The 15239-nt window shown below is 72.6% G+C and carries 11 protein-coding genes and 1 pseudogene; 6 read left to right on the top strand and 6 right to left on the bottom strand.

Features of this window, described 5'->3' with window-relative positions:
- Positions 1 to 101 precede the first annotated feature (101 nt).
- From ACZ6QQ_RS07330 to ACZ6QQ_RS07315, 4 genes and pseudogenes are all read right to left on the bottom strand, one after another.
- Positions 102 to 743, bottom strand: a pseudogene (locus ACZ6QQ_RS07330) (response regulator); the annotation flags it as partial.
- A gap of 38 nt (positions 744 to 781) precedes the next feature.
- Positions 782 to 2332, bottom strand: coding sequence for a sensor histidine kinase (locus ACZ6QQ_RS07325; RefSeq protein ID WP_465874968.1), 1551 nt, complete (start codon positions 2330 to 2332; stop codon positions 782 to 784).
- A 96-nt stretch (positions 2333 to 2428) separates the two neighbouring features.
- A complete protein-coding gene (bioD, locus tag ACZ6QQ_RS07320) occupies positions 2429 to 3133 on the bottom strand; it encodes a dethiobiotin synthase (protein WP_465875044.1) in 705 nt (234 codons plus the stop codon).
- Between the two features lie 55 nt (positions 3134 to 3188).
- Complete coding sequence (locus tag ACZ6QQ_RS07315; RefSeq protein ID WP_465874967.1) at positions 3189 to 4325, bottom strand: 8-amino-7-oxononanoate synthase; 1137 nt, start codon at positions 4323 to 4325, stop codon at positions 3189 to 3191.
- 343 nt (positions 4326 to 4668) lie between these two features.
- Here ACZ6QQ_RS07315 and bioB point away from each other — a divergent pair, with 343 nt between their 5' ends.
- The 3 genes from bioB to ACZ6QQ_RS07300 all read left to right on the top strand — a co-directional run bounded on the left by bioB (position 4669) and on the right by ACZ6QQ_RS07300 (position 7177).
- Positions 4669 to 5664, top strand: coding sequence for a biotin synthase BioB (gene bioB, locus ACZ6QQ_RS07310; protein WP_465874966.1), 996 nt, complete (start codon positions 4669 to 4671; stop codon positions 5662 to 5664).
- Between the two features lie 16 nt (positions 5665 to 5680).
- Complete coding sequence (gene bsaP, locus ACZ6QQ_RS07305; protein WP_465874965.1) at positions 5681 to 5896, top strand: biotin synthase auxiliary protein BsaP; 216 nt, start codon at positions 5681 to 5683, stop codon at positions 5894 to 5896.
- A gap of 243 nt (positions 5897 to 6139) precedes the next feature.
- Entirely contained in the window at positions 6140 to 7177 is a 1038-nt protein-coding gene (locus ACZ6QQ_RS07300; protein WP_465874964.1) for an ice-binding family protein, read from the top strand.
- Between the two features lie 166 nt (positions 7178 to 7343).
- On the opposite strand, the gene ACZ6QQ_RS07295 is transcribed toward ACZ6QQ_RS07300, so the two are convergent.
- The gene (locus ACZ6QQ_RS07295; RefSeq protein WP_465874963.1) at positions 7344 to 8003 is read right to left on the bottom strand and encodes a TetR/AcrR family transcriptional regulator; all 660 of its coding nucleotides are present in this window, start codon (positions 8001 to 8003) and stop codon (positions 7344 to 7346) included.
- Positions 8004 to 8114: 111 nt separating this feature from the next.
- Here ACZ6QQ_RS07295 and ACZ6QQ_RS07290 point away from each other — a divergent pair, with 111 nt between their 5' ends.
- On the top strand, positions 8115 to 9026 hold the full coding sequence (locus ACZ6QQ_RS07290; RefSeq protein ID WP_465874962.1) for an SDR family oxidoreductase: 912 nt from the start codon (positions 8115 to 8117) through the stop codon (positions 9024 to 9026).
- Between the two features lie 107 nt (positions 9027 to 9133).
- Here the strand turns inward: ACZ6QQ_RS07290 and ACZ6QQ_RS07285 are convergent, their stop codons facing one another.
- Positions 9134 to 11938 (bottom strand): glycoside hydrolase family 9 protein, encoded by a 2805-nt coding sequence (locus ACZ6QQ_RS07285; protein ID WP_465875043.1) that lies wholly within the window; start codon positions 11936 to 11938, stop codon positions 9134 to 9136.
- A 513-nt stretch (positions 11939 to 12451) separates the two neighbouring features.
- On the opposite strand from ACZ6QQ_RS07285, the gene ACZ6QQ_RS07280 reads away from it, so the two are divergent.
- Both ACZ6QQ_RS07280 and ACZ6QQ_RS07275 read left to right on the top strand, forming a co-directional pair.
- The gene (locus ACZ6QQ_RS07280; protein WP_465874961.1) at positions 12452 to 13261 is read left to right on the top strand and encodes a hypothetical protein; all 810 of its coding nucleotides are present in this window, start codon (positions 12452 to 12454) and stop codon (positions 13259 to 13261) included.
- A gap of 331 nt (positions 13262 to 13592) precedes the next feature.
- Entirely contained in the window at positions 13593 to 15161 is a 1569-nt protein-coding gene (locus ACZ6QQ_RS07275) for an aldehyde dehydrogenase family protein (protein WP_465874960.1), read from the top strand.
- Positions 15162 to 15239: the final 78 nt, after the last annotated feature.

Genomic DNA, 15239 nt, shown 5'->3' with positions numbered 1-15239 from the left:
TTGCTGGTTCCCTCCCCCCCCCCCCCCCCACCCCCCCCCCCCCCCCCCCCACCCCCCCCCCCCCCCCCCCCCCCCTCCCCCCCCCCCCCCCCCCCCGGGCCGACCAGGCCCGCCTCGTACGCGACGATCGCCGCCTGGACCCGGTTGCGCACACCGAGCCGGGTGAAGATCGAACTCAGGTAGCCCTTCACGGTTCCCTCGACCAGGAAGAGCCGGCGACCGATCTCGGCGTTCGAGAGCCCGGCCCCGACCAGCGCCAACACCTCCCGCTCCCGTTCGGTGAGCCCCGAGGTCAGCTCGTGGGCCGCCGGCCGGCGCCCCATCCGCCCCCCACCGAGGTCGAGCACCCGCCGCGCCACCGTCGGCGACAGGTACGCGCCACCGTCGGCGACCGCCCGCACCCCGGCGATCAGCTCCCGGGGGTCGCCGGACTTGAGCAGGAAACCACCGGCCCCGTCGCCGAGCGCACGGGCGATGTAGTCGTCCTCGCCGAACGTGGTCAGCATGACCACCTCGGTCTCCGGCACCAACCGGCGGATCTCCGCCCCGGCGGCGAGCCCGTCCAGCCGGGGCATCCGGATGTCCAGCAACGCCACCTGGGGCCGGTGCGCACGGGCCAGTTCCACCGCGACCCGACCATCGGCCGCCTCGGCCACCACCTCGATCTCCGGGTCGGTGGCCAGGATCGCCCGTACCCCGGCACGGATCATCGCCTCGTCGTCGGCCAGCAGGACCGGGATCATCACATCTCCTCGTCAGCACGGAACACCGCACGGCCGGGTCAGCCGGTCAGCTCGTCCTTCGCCGCCAGCCGCCCGTCCACGAAACAGAGCCGGTACGCGGGCCGGGCCAGCGGGAAGTTACCGTCGGTGTAGAACTCGCAGGCGCCGTTGCGCGGCATCGGCCGGAAGTCCCCGGACCGCCCCTGCGCCTGCCGGCCGGGCAGCATCGGAGCCAGTTCGGTACGCGTCTGACCGATCCGCAGCCGCTCGAACGCGGACCGGTCCAGCACCGAGTCGAACGTGACGAACGGGTAGTAGACCAGCGACAGCGTGGCGGCGATCGCCACCGGGGCGGTGACCGCCAGCAGCAGGCTGTGCCGGACCCGCCGCCGCTGCGCCCGCAACCCGTCCGCGGTGGTGGAGCCGGCCGGCGGTCGTACCTCGGCATCGGGGTCGACCGTGACCCCGTCGCTGACCAGCGGCAGCCGGGCGACCACCGCGAATCCGCCGGCGTCCGGCCCGGCGACCAGGGTGCCGCCGGCCAGCCGCACCCGCTCGCGCAGACCGAGCAGCCCGGTGCCGGCGGACGGCAGCGGCAGCGGCCCGGCCGGCGGACGCGCGTTGCGCACCCGCACCTCGATCCGGTCCGCCGTCCGGTCGACCTCGACCGTCGTCAGCGCACCCGGGGCGTGCCGGGCGGCGTTGGTCAGCGCCTCCTGCACCACCCGGTGCACCGCCCGCCCGACCATCACCGGCAGTTCCGGTGCGCTGTCCCGCTCGGGCCAGCGCAGGTCGACCGCCATCCCGGCCGCCGTCGCCCGGTCGACGAGTTCCGTGACGCTCTCGTCGACCGGCCGGGTCGGCGCCGCTGCCGCGTCCTCCCGGAGCACGCCGATGATCTCGCGCAGCCGGTCGGTGGCGGCGGCGACGCTGGCCCGGAGTTCACCGGCGGCGGCCCGTTGCCGGTCGTCCGCGTCGGCGGCGAGCTCCAGTGCACCGGCCCGGAGCGCGATCAGGCTCAGGTCGTGGCCGAGCGAGTCGTGCATGTCCCGGGCGATCCGCGCCCGCTCCCGCATCCGTACCCGCTCGGCGGCCCCGGCCTGCTCCCGTTCGAGCAGTTCGGCGCGGGCCCAGCCGGCCCGGACCAGCTCACCGCGCTGCCGCCGGTAACGGCCGACCAGCCACGGGAACACCCCGGCGAAGAGCAGCGTGGTGGCGAGCAGGAACCAGGTCGCCAGCCCGCTGTCCAGCACCCAGATGTTCAGCGCGGAGCCGCCCGCCGCGATCACGGTGAAGACCACGCCGGCCGGTCGGGCCCGCTCCATCCGCAGACCGGTGAGGTAGCTCATCACCGGGATCGCGAACAGGAAGTTGCCGTCCAGCAGGGTCGGCACCGTCACCAGCACCAGGGCGACCAGTGGTCGGCGCCGGCTGAGCGCCACCGCGACACCCATCAACAGCGTCTCGGCGACCAGCAGCACCCCGTCGAACGGCCGGGCCGGCGGGCTGACGAAGGCCACGACGATCGGCACGACGAGCGCCGCCCAGAGCAACAGATCCGGCAACACCCGTCGCCGCCGGTCCCCCAGCCCCCGCCACCAGCCCACCACCCGGCCAGGGTACGCGGGCCCCGACCCACGCCGGCACCGACGAAAGTCGGGTGCCGCGTCGACACCACCGGCCCGCCACCGCCGCACCGGTGGTGCTCAGTGCACGTCGTCGGCCCAGGTCCGCCAGTCGTCGAGCACGCCGTACAGGGCGGGGGTGAGCCAACCGGGCGCGGACCGGCGGAACACTCCGGGGTCCATCCCGCCGGCCCCGTCCGGCAGCGCGCCGACCATGTTCGGCACCAGCTCGCTGAGGTTGGCCCAGTGCACCAGCTCCGGCTCGTTCGGCCAGGCACCGAGGACCACCCCGGCCGGCACCGCCCGCCGCTCCAACGCCTCCAGGGTGAGCGCGGTGTGGTTGAGTGTGCCGAGCCCGGCCCGGCTCACCACCACGGCCGGCGCACCGAGCGAGACCGCGAGGTCGGCTACGGTCCACGGCTCACCGGACGGGCGTACGCCCATCGGCACCAACAGTCCGCCGGCCCCCTCGACCAGCACCAGATCGTGCTTGTCGGCTTCGGCGCGTACCGCGTCGACGACGGCGTACAGCTCCAGCGGCTCCGCCGCCGCGACCCTCGCCGCCGCCAGCGGGGCCAGCGGCTCGGGGAAGTTGGCCAGCGTACGGGCGGTCAGCGGGGCGGCCAGCCGGTTGATCGTGTCGATGTCCGACGGGGCGCCGGTCACCGTACCGGTCTGTCCGGGTTTGATGACCGCGACCCGCAGCCCGGCCGCCTGCGCGGCGGCGGCGATCGCCGCGGTGACCACGGTCTTGCCCACGTCGGTGTCGGTGCCGGTGACCAGGATCGGCCCGCGCCACGAGGTGGCGCTCACCGGACCCGCTCCGGAACCGCTGACGGGTTCACGGGGCACACTCGACGATCACGTCCAGGGCCCGGTCGAACTCGGCCCGTGACACCCCGGCGTTGATCGTCAGGCGCAGCCGGGACCGGCTGTCCGGCGTGGACGGCGGGCGGAAGCAACCGACCGCGACCCCCCGGTCCAGGCAGTCGGCCGCCCAGGCGGTCGCCGCCTCGGGACCCGGCGCGGTCACCGAGATCACCCCGGCTGCCGGCGCCGACACGTCCAGCCCGGCCAGGCCGAGCCGGCGGACGACGGTCGCGGCCCGGTCGGCCAGTTCGGCCCGCAGCGCTTCGCCGGCCCGTGCCAGCCCGGTCGCGGCGAGCACACCCGCCGCCACGGCCGGCGGCAGCGCGGTGTCGTAGATGAAGGTCCGACCGGTCTCCACCAGGTGTCGGACCAGCTCCGCCGGCCCGGCGACCACACCGCCGGCTCCGCCGAGCGCCTTGGACAGCGTCGCGGTGACCACCACGTCCGGTGCGCCGGCCAGGCCGGCGTCGACCACCGCGCCGGCTCCACCCGGACCGAGTACGCCGACCGCGTGCGCGTCGTCGACCAGCAGCAGGGCACCGTGCCGGCGGGCCACCTCGTGCAGCCGCGCCAGCGGGGCGAGGTCGCCGTCGACGGAGAAGACCGACTCGGTGACCAGCACCGCCGGACGCCCCGGTGCCGCCGCCAGGGCGGCCTCGACGGCGGCGACGTCGTTGTGCGGGGTGACCACGGTCTGCGCCCCGGACAACCGGCACCCGTCGATCAGCGAGGCGTGGTTGTGCGCGTCCGAGACGAGCAACGTACGCGGCCGGACCAGGGCGCGTACGGCGCCGAGGTTGGCCAGGTAGCCGGAGGAGTAGACGAGGGCCCGTTGCGCGCCGAACCAGTCGGCCAGGGCGTGTTCGAGCGCGGTGTGCAGGTCGGTCGAGCCGCGTACCAGGCGGGAACCGGTGGCGCCCAGCCCGTACGTGTGCAGGGCCTCGGTGGCGGCGGCGGTGACCGCCGGATGCCGGGCCAGCCCGAGGTAGTCGTTGCCGGCGAGGTCGGCCACCGGGTCGGTCGCGCCGCGCGGGCGCAGGTGCCGGGTCAGTCCCGCCTTGGCCCGCAGCTGGGCACGCCGGTCCAGCGCCTCCAGCCAGCTCGCCACGTCGACTCCTCGTCTGCCCGACCCGCGCCGGGACTGCCCGGACCGGTCCGCGCCGGCCCGATCACATCCGCGCCCACCGACCCCGTCCCGACCGGCGAAAATTACCACTTCGCCGGGCGGCGGCCGGGAAGGCGGGCCGTACGCTCGGCGATCCACGGACCCGACGCCGGGCGACGGTCACCTTAGCGGGTTCGGGCCGCCGGTACGACGGGGCCGGTGCCGGCCTCCGGGCGGGGCCGCGTCCCGCCGGAGACGAGGACGGCGCCCGTTCGTGGCGGGGGACACGACAGTACGTGAAGCCGGCGGCTCCCATCGACGGTCCGACCCCTTGTAGGGTACGACCATGCCAGAGATCCTCGACCGGGCGCGTGCCCAGGTGCTCGGTGAAGGTGTCGGTCTCGACGAGGCCGGCGTGCTCGCCGTGTTGCGCCTTCCCGACGAGCACCTGCCCGCCGCCCTGCAACTCGCCCACGACGTGCGGATGCGCTGGTGCGGTCCGGAGGTCGAGGTCGAGGGCATCGTCTCGCTGAAGACCGGGGGCTGCCCGGAGGACTGCCACTTCTGTTCCCAGTCGGGGCTGTTCGCCTCACCGGTCCGTTCGGTCTGGCTGGACATCCCGTCGCTGGTCGAGGCGGCCAAGCAGACGGCGAAGACCGGTGCGACGGAGTTCTGCATCGTCGCCGCCGTACGCGGCCCGGACGCGCGGCTGATGAAGCAGATGCGCGACGGGGTGGCCGCGATCAAGGCGGAGGTCGACATCCAGGTCGCCGCCTCGCTCGGCATGCTCAACCAGGAGCAGGTCGACGAGCTGGTCGACATGGGTGTGCACCGTTACAACCACAACCTGGAGACCTGCCGGTCGTACTTCCCGAACGTGGTCACCACGCACTCGTTCGAGGAGCGGTGGGAGACGCTGCGGATGGTGCGCGAGTCGGGCATGGAGGTCTGCTGCGGCGGCATCCTTGGTCTGGGTGAGTCGGTGGAGCAGCGAGCCGAGTTCGCCGCGCAGCTCGCCGAGCTCGACCCGCACGAGGTGCCGCTGAACTTCCTCAACCCGCGACCGGGCACCCCGCTCGGTGACCAGCCGGTGGTGGAGGGCAAGGACGCGCTGCGGGCGATCGCCGCGTTCCGGCTGGCGATGCCGCGGACGATCCTCCGGTTCGCCGGTGGGCGCGAGATCACCCTCGGGGATCTCGGCACCCGCGACGGGCTGCTCGGCGGCATCAACGCGGTGATCGTCGGCAACTACCTGACCACGCTGGGCCGTCCGGCCGACGCCGACCTGGCGCTGCTCGACGAGCTGAAGATGCCGGTCAAGGCCCTTTCCGCGACGCTCTGAGCAAGGGGAGCCGGTGATGGCGAGCGGAGCAGACCCGGTGTCGACGGCGACAGTGGTGTGGTGCGACCGGTGCGGCCGGTCGACCGGGGACGGCGCACACGAGGCGTGCGCGTCGGCGCGGGCGCTGGAACCGCCCCGGTTCTGCCCGCGGTGCCGGCGCCGGATGAAGGTGCAGGTCCTGCCGACCGGCTGGTCGGCGATCTGCGTCGAGCACGGCGAGACCCGCCGCTGACGTACCCGGCCGTCGGTTGTCGCGGTGGAGTCCGCCCGGACAACCGACGGTCAGGGTGCCGCCGCCACGGCTGGGCCGAGCGGCGGCACACTCAACATTCATAATTCATCCACATACGCCCGATTTACCTAGCTATGGTCGTGGAAACCCGCCAACCAGGCGTTAATCCACTAACCGGCTGTCCTGACGCTTCACCACCCGTTGCGACATCTCCGGCCGGCCATGCTCTAGGAGGGCCGTTCTGTGACGGTTGGAGTCACTCATCACCTTCGACGGGCGTTACTGCCCGCGTCCACCGGGGTCGCCGCGATCGCCGTCATCACCGCGATCACCCTGCTCCTGATCAACAACAGTGGTGCCCAGGCCGCCCAGGCTCCCGTCGGTCTCGGCACCGCCGCCAACTTCTCCGTCCTCGCCGGCTCCACCGTCACCAACACCGGCCCCAGTTTCCTCGGCCAGGACCTCGGCGTGAGCCCCGGCAACACCGCCACCGGCTTCCCACCCGGGCTCGTCGGCGGCACCATCCACCTCGCCGACGCCGTCGCCCTCCAGGCCAAGAACGACCTCACCACCGCCTACAACGACGCCGCCGGCCGCGTTCCGTTCACCAACCTTCCGGCCGAACTCGGCGGCACCACCCTCATCCACGGCGTCTACCGCATCGGCGCCGCCCAGCTCACGGGCCAACTGACCCTCGACGCGCAGAACAATCCCGCCGCCGTCTGGATCTTTCAGATCGACTCCACTCTCACCACCGCCTCCAACAGCAGCGTCATCTTCATCAACGGCGCCTCGCCCTGCAACGTCTACTGGCAGATCGGCAGCTCCGCCACCATCGGCACCGGCACCGCCTTCGTCGGCAACATCCTCGCCGCCACGTCCATCACCATGAACACCGGCGCCACGCTGCAGGGCCGCGCCCTCGCCCAGACCGGCGCCGTCACCCTCGACACCAACACCATCACCGAACCCATCTGCTTGCAGCCCACCGGCACCCCCACCGGCACCCCGACGGGTACCCCCACCGGTACACCAACCGGTACCCCGACGGGTACGCCAACTGGCACCCCGACGGGCACCCCCACCGGTACGCCAACCGGGCCACCCACCGGCACCCCGACCGGGCCACCCACCGGTAGGCCGACCCGTAGTCACCTGCCGATCACCGGCCCCACAGGCGGAAGCACCCTGGTCCCGGTACTGACAGCGGCCGGAACCGGCATGGTCGTACTGGGCGGGCTGCTCGTCTTCCTCTACCGCCGACGGACGCACGAGTCCTGATCCACCACCACCGGCACCGCCACCGGCCACGGCCACGCTGACCGGCCCACCGACTGGCCCGGACGGCTGACCAGCGGTCCGGCTGGCTCGGGAAGCACAAGTGGCGACAACCGGGACGGCACACCCGACGACTCGGGTGTGCCGTCCCGCGCGACGTCCCTGGTCGTCAGGGGCGGGGTCGGTAACGGTACGGCCGGAGCAGGAACCGCAACTGGGCCCTGATCCGGTCACTGAGCGCCTCCCGGGGTTCGAGCGCCCAGGTGATCATCGTGCCGTTGTAGACGGCGAGCAGGGCGTCGGCGAGGTCACCCAACCCGACCTCGTCCACACCTCCGACCTCGTCCACACCGCCGGCACCGGTCGCGCCGCCGACACCACCGACACCGGTCAACTCTCCGGTCCGCGCCGCTTCGGCGAGCAGTTCGTGGATACCGTCGCGCAGTGCGGCGGTGAACTCGCGGGCGTGGGCGTACAGCTCGGGGTCGGTCAGGTCCATCATCAGGAAGGCCACGTGGTGGGCCATCTGCTCGTGCCGTTGGATGCCCCCGGTGAGCCCGGCCAGTACGTCCTCCAGCCGTCCCAGTGCCGGCACACCTTCCCGCCGAGGGTCGCGGAACGCCTCCGTCACGTCCCGCACCCCCCGCCGGGACACCGCGACCAGCAACCCGTGCTTGGACCCGAAGCGCTTGACCAGGGTGGCCGGTGAGGCGCCCGTACGCCGTGCCACGTCGGCCAGGGTGAGGGCGCCCGGACCGAGATCGGCGATCGCCGAGGCGGCGGCGGCGAGAAGTTGGTCGTCGGTGAAGGCCAGGGGTCGGGGACTCATGGACGGCAGCCTAGTTGATAGTAAATGAACCAGCATTTACTATCGGTACCGCGCCGACGCTCCGAACGAGGGCAGGCGCCGGCACCCCGCAACGGAAGGCGGCAGCAGACGATGAGCACTCCCGAACAGCCCCTGACCGGACAGGTGGCCCTGGTGGCCGGCGGCACCCGAGGCGGCGGGCGGGGCATCGCCGTACAACTCGGCGCGGCCGGCGCGACCGTCTACGTCACCGGACGCAGCAGCCGGGCCGGCCGCTCGGAGTTGGACCGCCCGGAGACCATCGAGCAGACCGCCGAGCAGGTCACGGCCGCCGGCGGCACCGGCATTCCGGTGCGAGTCGACCACAGCCGAGCCGACCAGGTCCGGGCCCTGGTCGAGCGGATCGCCGCCGAGCAGGACGGCCGCCTCGACATCCTGGTCAACTGCGTCTGGGGCGGTGACCCGCTGACCGACTGGGTCAACCCGCTCTGGCAGCAGGACCTCGACACCGGCCTGCGGCTGCTGCACCAGGCCGTCGACACCCACATCATCACCAGCCGGTACGCGCTCCCCCTGCTGATCGCCAACGGCCGGGGACTGGTGGTCGAGGTGACCGACGGCAACACCGCCCGCTACCGGGGCACCCTCTTCTACGACCTGTCCAAGTCCTCGGTCATCCGGCTGGCCGTGGCGCAGGCGGCCGAACTGCGGGCGTACGGGGTGGCCGCCGTTGCCATCACGCCGGGCTTCCTGCGCTCGGAAGCCGTACTCGACCACTTCGGGGTGACCGAGGCGAACTGGCGGGACGCGATCGCGCAGGACCCGCACTTCGCCCGGTCGGAGACACCCGCGTACCTGGGTCGGGCGGTCGCCGCCCTCGCCGCCGACCCGGACGTGCAGGCGCTGAGCGGCCGCGCCCTCTCCACCGCCGCCCTCTACCCGAGGTACGGCTTCACCGACCTCGACGGCACCCAACCCGACTTCCCCGCCTACTGGGCGCAAGCCCTGGAACCCGAACACGGCCCCCTGGGCACCCCCCTCTAACCACCCCACCCCGCCCCGCAGCGGGTCACTAATACAGAGAATGAGTGCCTATCCGCCGCCGGATAACCACTCATTCTCTGTATTAGTGCCGCCCCCCGGGCGAGGGGTCAGGACACGGTGCAGGGGGAGGTGTTGAGGGTGAAGGTGGTGGGGCGGGGGTTGGTGCCGGTGTGGGTGGCGTTGAAGCCGAAGCTGGTGGAGGCGCCGGGTGCCAGGGAGCCGTTGTAGGAGAGGTTGGTGGCGGTGACCGAGGTGCCGGTCTGGGTGACGGTGGCCGACCAGGACTGGCTCACCCGCTGGCCGGCGGGGTACGCGAACGCCAGGCTCCACCCGGTGAGCGCGGTGCCGCCGGTGTTGCGGATGGTGACGGTGGCGGTGAAGCCGTTGTTCCAGTCGTTGGTGCTGTAGCTGACCGCGCACGGTCCCGCCGGGCTGCTCGGCTGGGTGGTCACGCTCACCGGGGCGGACGGCGTCGAGACGTTGCCGGCCAGGTCCACTCCGACCACGTAGAACTGGTATGCCGTGGCCGGGGTCAACCCGGTCACCGCGAGGGTCAGCCCACCGGGCGATCCGACCAGCACGTCGGTGGCGCCCGCCTCCCGGTAGACCCGGTAGCCGGCGAGGTCCGTACCGGAGGACGGGGTCCAGGTGAGGGTGAGGCCGGTCGAGGTGATCGCCGAGGCGGTCGGGGTGCCCGGCGTACCGGGTGGGGTGGTGTCGCCGCCTCCGCCGGCCGTGGTGAACCCGACCGGGGCGGAGGCGGTCGACCGGTTGCCGGCGCCGTCGCGGGCGACGACGTAGAACGCGTACGCGGTGGCCGGGGTCAGCCCGGTCACCGCCAGCGACGTGCCGGCCGACGAGCCGACGAGTACGTCGGTCGCCCCCGCCTCCCGGTAGACGTCGTAACCGGCGAGGCCGCTGCCGCCGGTGTCGGTGGACGCCGCCCAGCTCAGTGTCGCGCCGGTGGAGGTGACCGCCGAGGCGACCGGGGCGGTGGGTGCGGTCGGCGCGACGGTGTCCGGGGTGGTCGGGCCGGGCTCAGCACCCCAGACCCGTACGCCGGCCTCGTAGAGCGGCACGTTCGGGTTCGGCCCGGCGGCGGCCTGGTACGACGGGTCGTTGGCCGGGTTCCACGTCCCGCCCTCCGGTACGCCGATCTTGAACTGGACCTCCATCCGGTGCGCCGACTGACCGGCCGGGGCGATCGTGTACCCGGTGCAGTTCACTTCGACGTACCAGAGGTCGCCGGAGGCTTGGCGGGCGCTGCTCGGTGACGGGCAGCCCTGGGTGTATCCGCTGGTCACCTCGATGGCGCTGGTGCCCTCGTGACGGAAGTAGTAGCGGAAGGTGGCCGCTTTCAACGCCCGCGCCGGGAAGGCGGACTTGTTGTAGAGGATGGCTTTGATACCGGTGGAGCGGGTCTCGTTCTGCATCATCGTGGTCTCGACGGTCAGCTCGTCGATGTCCGGTGTCTCGGTCGGCGGGAAGCTGGCGAGCGGGGTGCCGCCGTACTCGGAGTAGAGCCGGACCAGCGCGGAGGTGAAGCCGGCGTTGTAGTCGGTGGCGACCTCGTTCATCACGTAGTCGCCCCGGTTGTCGGTGTAGGCGTCGTTCGGCGCGGACGGGCCGCCGACGAGGGCACCGTAGAGCACGTGCCGGGTCTCCACCGGTACGGTCTGGCTGTCCCACCAGGAGCCGTGCGCGGTGCGGTGGTGCGGGTTGCGGGGCGAGTTGGCACCGAAGCCGATCAGGTAACTGGAGTTGCGCGGGTTGTCGCCGAGCGCGTAGTTGATCTGCTTGACGGCGAAGTCGTGGTAGCGCGTCTTGCGGGCGGTGTCGGTGGTCCGGTCGGCGTAGACCAGGGCGGCGAAGGCGGTGTTGGCGGCGTAGCGCAGCGCCCCCCAGGTGTCGAGTACGGCCATCCCGCCCGGTGAGGTGCGTATCTTTTCGCCGTTGACGCCGACGGTCCAGTAGTCGAGCCAGCGGTTGGCGTCGTCGACGTACTTCTGCCGGCCGGTCAGGTTGGCCAGCAGCACGTACGTGCCGAACTGCTTGTTGTCCCAGGCCACCGTCCACTTGTAGAGCCGGGTGGTGGACTGCGGTTCGGTGCCGAGGCGGTCGTACTCGGCCTCGGCCTTGGTCAGGTAGGCGGCCTCGCCGGTGGCCCGGTGCAGCCAGATCGCACCCCAGACCAGTTCGTCCTGGTAGCCGCTCCAGGAGCGGTAGAAGCTGGTCACGTCGGTGATGCACTCGTGGTAGGCGCGGCGCACGGTGTCGGCGAAGGTGTAGAGCTGGCGGGCGTGGCTGACCAGCCGGTCGGCGTAGGTCGGGTCGGTGGGCCGGAACACGATCGAGGAGGCGGCCATCGCGGCGGCCGTCTCGCCGGCCAGGTCCGCGCCGCCACAGCTGGCGTCGATCTTGTACGCGGGCCGCGCCATCGGCATGACCTCGGCCGGTCCCCACCACTTGTGGTCGTCGTCGCCCTTGCCGACCTGCCCGTAGAGCACGTTCGCCGACGGGTGGGCCTTGATGAAGTAGTCGTTGACGTAGCGCAGGTTGTTGAGCAGGTGCGGAAGTTGGCCGGAGGCGGCGTACCCGTCGCGGTACTCGACCGCACCCCAGGCGAGCATGGTGGCGCTGAACGCCATCGGGAAGCCGAACTTGACGTGGTCGCCGGCGTCGTACCAGCCGCCCGTGAGGTCCAGGCCGACGTCGGCGCCGTCGGTGAGCGCGGAGTCGCCGCGCCAGGAGACCCGGTTCCAGTCGGGCAGCCGGCCGCTCTGCTGGGCCTCGTAGAAGTAGAGCGACTTCTGCAACGCCTCGGCGTAGTTGTAGGCGGGTGCGGCGGCCACCGGACCGGGTGCGGTTACCGGCGCGGCGGTGGCGGGTGAGCTGGTCGGGCCAGCGTGCAGGAGGGCCACCGTGGTTACCGTGAGTAAGCCGAAAGTGGCGAATCTTCGGTACCACCGTCCGGGCCGGACGCTACCGGTGGGCCGGGCAAGATGACCATTTGGCCAGGCCGGCGCGATGCTGGGCAGCACTAGACTCGCTCCTGTCCGTGGAGCCGCGCGCGGCAACGCGTAGCGGAGGACATTGGAGGGGCGGATGTGGGCGCATCCGCCCTTTCGCTATGTCATCGCCCCGGCGTACGTGGCGGCTGGGTGGTGGGGGTCCGACAGGGGAGCGGGAGCGCTCCCATGGATGTCCAACAATGTAACCGCCCCGTTGCCGCTTTGTGAAGAGTGACCGACGCCAATGGCTGGACAGCCGCTTGTCGGCACCGACTACAGTCCGGCGATGCCCACCCCGTACCACCGGCTGCGCCGGGCCGCCGCCCTCACCCTGGTCACGACGCTCGCCCTGGCCGGTGGCCTGGCCGCCCGGAGGGCCATTTCTTCCTGCACCTGCTCTACGGACTCTCCTGGGTGGACGTCGGCACCCGGTCGGCCGCCCACCGGGACCGGGCGCTGGGCGAGGCCCGGCAGGCGTTGGCCGAGGTCGACTCCGACGTCAGGCGGGCCCCCTTCTCCCCCACCCTCGACCCGCCGTACGGCGTCTTCCACACCGGCTGGACCAACTGGCTGCGCGCAGGGGCGGTCCGACTGGCTGGTCCGGACGGGGCTCCCACCGAAGCCGACCGGCTCGCCACCGACGCGGGCGCCCTGGCCGCCGCCTTCACCCGGAAACTGGACTCGACCGGCTCGCCGTTCCTCACCGCGTACCCCGGTCAGGCCTGGCCGGTGGACAGCACGGTCGGCCTCGCCGTACTCCGGCTCAGCGACCACCTCGCCGGCACCCACACGTACGCGGATCTGATCGGACGCTGGCGCACGGCGGCCGACGCCCGCCGCGACCCGGCCACCGGCCTGCTCCCCCACCGGGTCGACCCGGCCGACGGTCGTCCGGTCGAGGGCGCCCGCGCCACCTCGCAGACGGTGGCCCTGCGTTTCCTGCGCGAGGTGTTCCCGGCCGACGCCACCCGTGACTGGGCCACCTTCCGCACCCTGTTCGCCTCGACCGTGCCCGGCGCCCCCGGCCTGCGCGAACACCCGCGCGGCGTGGACCTGCCCGGCGACGTGGACTCCGGCCCGCTCATCCTCGGCCTGTCCGCCTCGGCCAGCGTGGTCGCGCTCGGTGACGCGGTGCTCTTCGGTGACCGGCGTTCCGCCGACGCGCTCACCGGCCTGGCCGAGGTGACCGGGCTGGCCGTCGAGACCGGCGGGCAACGCCGCTAGCTCGGTGGCGCGCTGCCGGTCGGGGACGCCTTCCTGACCTGGTCGGTCACGGCCACCCCCTGGATCGTGCCGACCGCCGAGTCGACCGCCCCGCCGGGCGGCCCGTCCGGCTGGTGGCGGCTGCCGTGGCTGCTGCTCGCCAGGTGGCTGATCCCGATCGGCTGACGCCACCGGTGCGAGTTTCGAGCGCGAACGGCCAACAGGTGGACGAAACCGTCCTGGCATACAGGCGTACGGTTGCCGCCGCTCGGCCCCGCCCGGCACAGTACGCCCAGTTCAGCGGTACCGCCGATGCTGCCGCACCACTGGTCACGACTTCCAGGAGGCAGCGATGGCACTGCGCCTCGCGCACGGCACCGGATGGCGGGAAACCCTCGCCCGCGCGGTCACCACCACCCCCGAGGCCTTCGACCCGGCCACGTCCGACATCGTCACCCTGCGCAACCTGGTCCAGGGTGCCTGGCAGTCGGTCGGCACCCCGACACCGGTCCGTACCCCGGTCGACAACACCGTGCTGGTCAACCTGTCCCGACTGGGCGCCGACCCGGCCCGCGCCGCGGTCGCCTTCGCCGCCGACGAGCACCGCGAGTGGGCGGCCACACCGCCGGCCGAACGGAAGGCCCGGGTCGTCGACGCACTCGACGAGCTGACCGTCCACCGCGACCTGCTGGCCCTGCTGCTGGTCTGGGAGATCGGCAAGCCGTGGCGGCTGGCCTGCGCCGACGTCGACCGGGCGTTGGACGGCGTCCGCTGGTACGTCGAGCAGATCGACCGGATGCTCGCCGACGGCCGCGAACCGCTCGCCGGCCCGGTCAGCAACATCGCGAGCTGGAACTACCCGATGAGCGTGCTCGTCCACGCCGAACTGGTGCAACTGCTCGCCGGCAACGCGGTGATCGCCAAGACCCCGTCCCAGGGCGGCGCGGTCTGCCTGACCGTCGCGCACGCGCTGATGCGCCGGGCCGGACTGCCCGCCACCCTGGTCTCCGGCGGCGGCGAGGAACTCTCCGAGGTGCTGGTCCGGGCACCGGAGATCGGCGCGGTCGCCTTCGTCGGCGGCCGGTCCAACGGCGGAAAGGTCGCCGCCGCGCTGCTCGACTCCGACAAGCGCCACTTCATCGAGCAGGAGGGGCTCAACGCCTGGGGCGTCTGGGAGTTCTCCCGGTGGGACATGCTGGCCGCGCACCTGAAGAAGGGCTTCGAGTACGGCAAGCAGCGGTGCACGGCGTACCCCCGGTTCGTGGTGCAGCGGGACCTGGTCGACGAGTTCCTCGACATGTACCTGCCGGTCGTCCGCTCCGTACGCTTCGGCCACCCGCTCGCCGTCGGCGACGACTGGGCCGACGGCGACGCCCTGCCGGAGTTGGACTTCGGCCCACTGATCAGCTCCGCCAAGGCCGACGAGCTGCGCCGCAAGGTCGAGGAGGCGGTACGCGGCGGCGCCATCCCGCTGCACCGGGGCAAACTCGACCGGGCGCCGTTCCTCGACGGCCAGGACACCTCGGCGTACGTGGCGCCCTCGGTGCTGCTCGCCCCGCCCGGCCGGTCCCGGCTGATGCACGCCGAACCGTTCGGACCGGTCGACACCATCGTGGTGGTCGACACGAAGGACGAGCTGCTGGCCGCGATGAACGCCTCCAACGGGGCGCTGGTGGCGAGTCTCGCCTGCGACGACGAGGACGAGGCGGCCAAGCTCGCGGTGGACCTCCAGGCGTTCAAGGTCGGCATCAACCGGCCCCGCTCGCGCGGTGACCGGGACGAACCGTTCGGTGGGCGCGGCGCCTCCTGGAAGGGCGCGTTCGTCGGCGGTGACCTGCTGGTGCACGCGGTCACCCAGGGCGGCCCCGACCAGCGCCTGTACGGCAACTTCCCCGACTACAACAGCTACCCCGCCATCTGAGAGCCGCAGGCGGCGATCGACGGCCGCCGTAACGCCCCGCCCTGACCGAGGCGGTTGTTACGGTCGACGCCTCGTCCG

The sequence above is a fragment of the Micromonospora sp. NPDC049529 genome (assembly GCF_055586685.1).
Note: the sequence above shows the minus strand (reverse complement) of the source record. Positions and strands in the feature narration are given on the sequence as shown.

What these genes read in the sequence shown, in the direction of transcription:
- bioB (WP_465874966.1), top strand. Translation starts at nt 4,669, where the DNA reads ATGCCAGAGATCCTCGACCGGGCGCGTGCCCAGGTGCTCGGTGAAGGT.
- bsaP (WP_465874965.1), top strand. Translation starts at nt 5,681, where the DNA reads ATGGCGAGCGGAGCAGACCCGGTGTCGACGGCGACAGTGGTGTGGTGC.
- ACZ6QQ_RS07295 (WP_465874963.1), bottom strand. Translation starts at nt 8,003, where the DNA reads ATGAGTCCCCGACCCCTGGCCTTCACCGACGACCAACTTCTCGCCGCC.
- ACZ6QQ_RS07290 (WP_465874962.1), top strand. Translation starts at nt 8,115, where the DNA reads ATGAGCACTCCCGAACAGCCCCTGACCGGACAGGTGGCCCTGGTGGCC.
- ACZ6QQ_RS07275 (WP_465874960.1), top strand. Translation starts at nt 13,593, where the DNA reads ATGGCACTGCGCCTCGCGCACGGCACCGGATGGCGGGAAACCCTCGCC.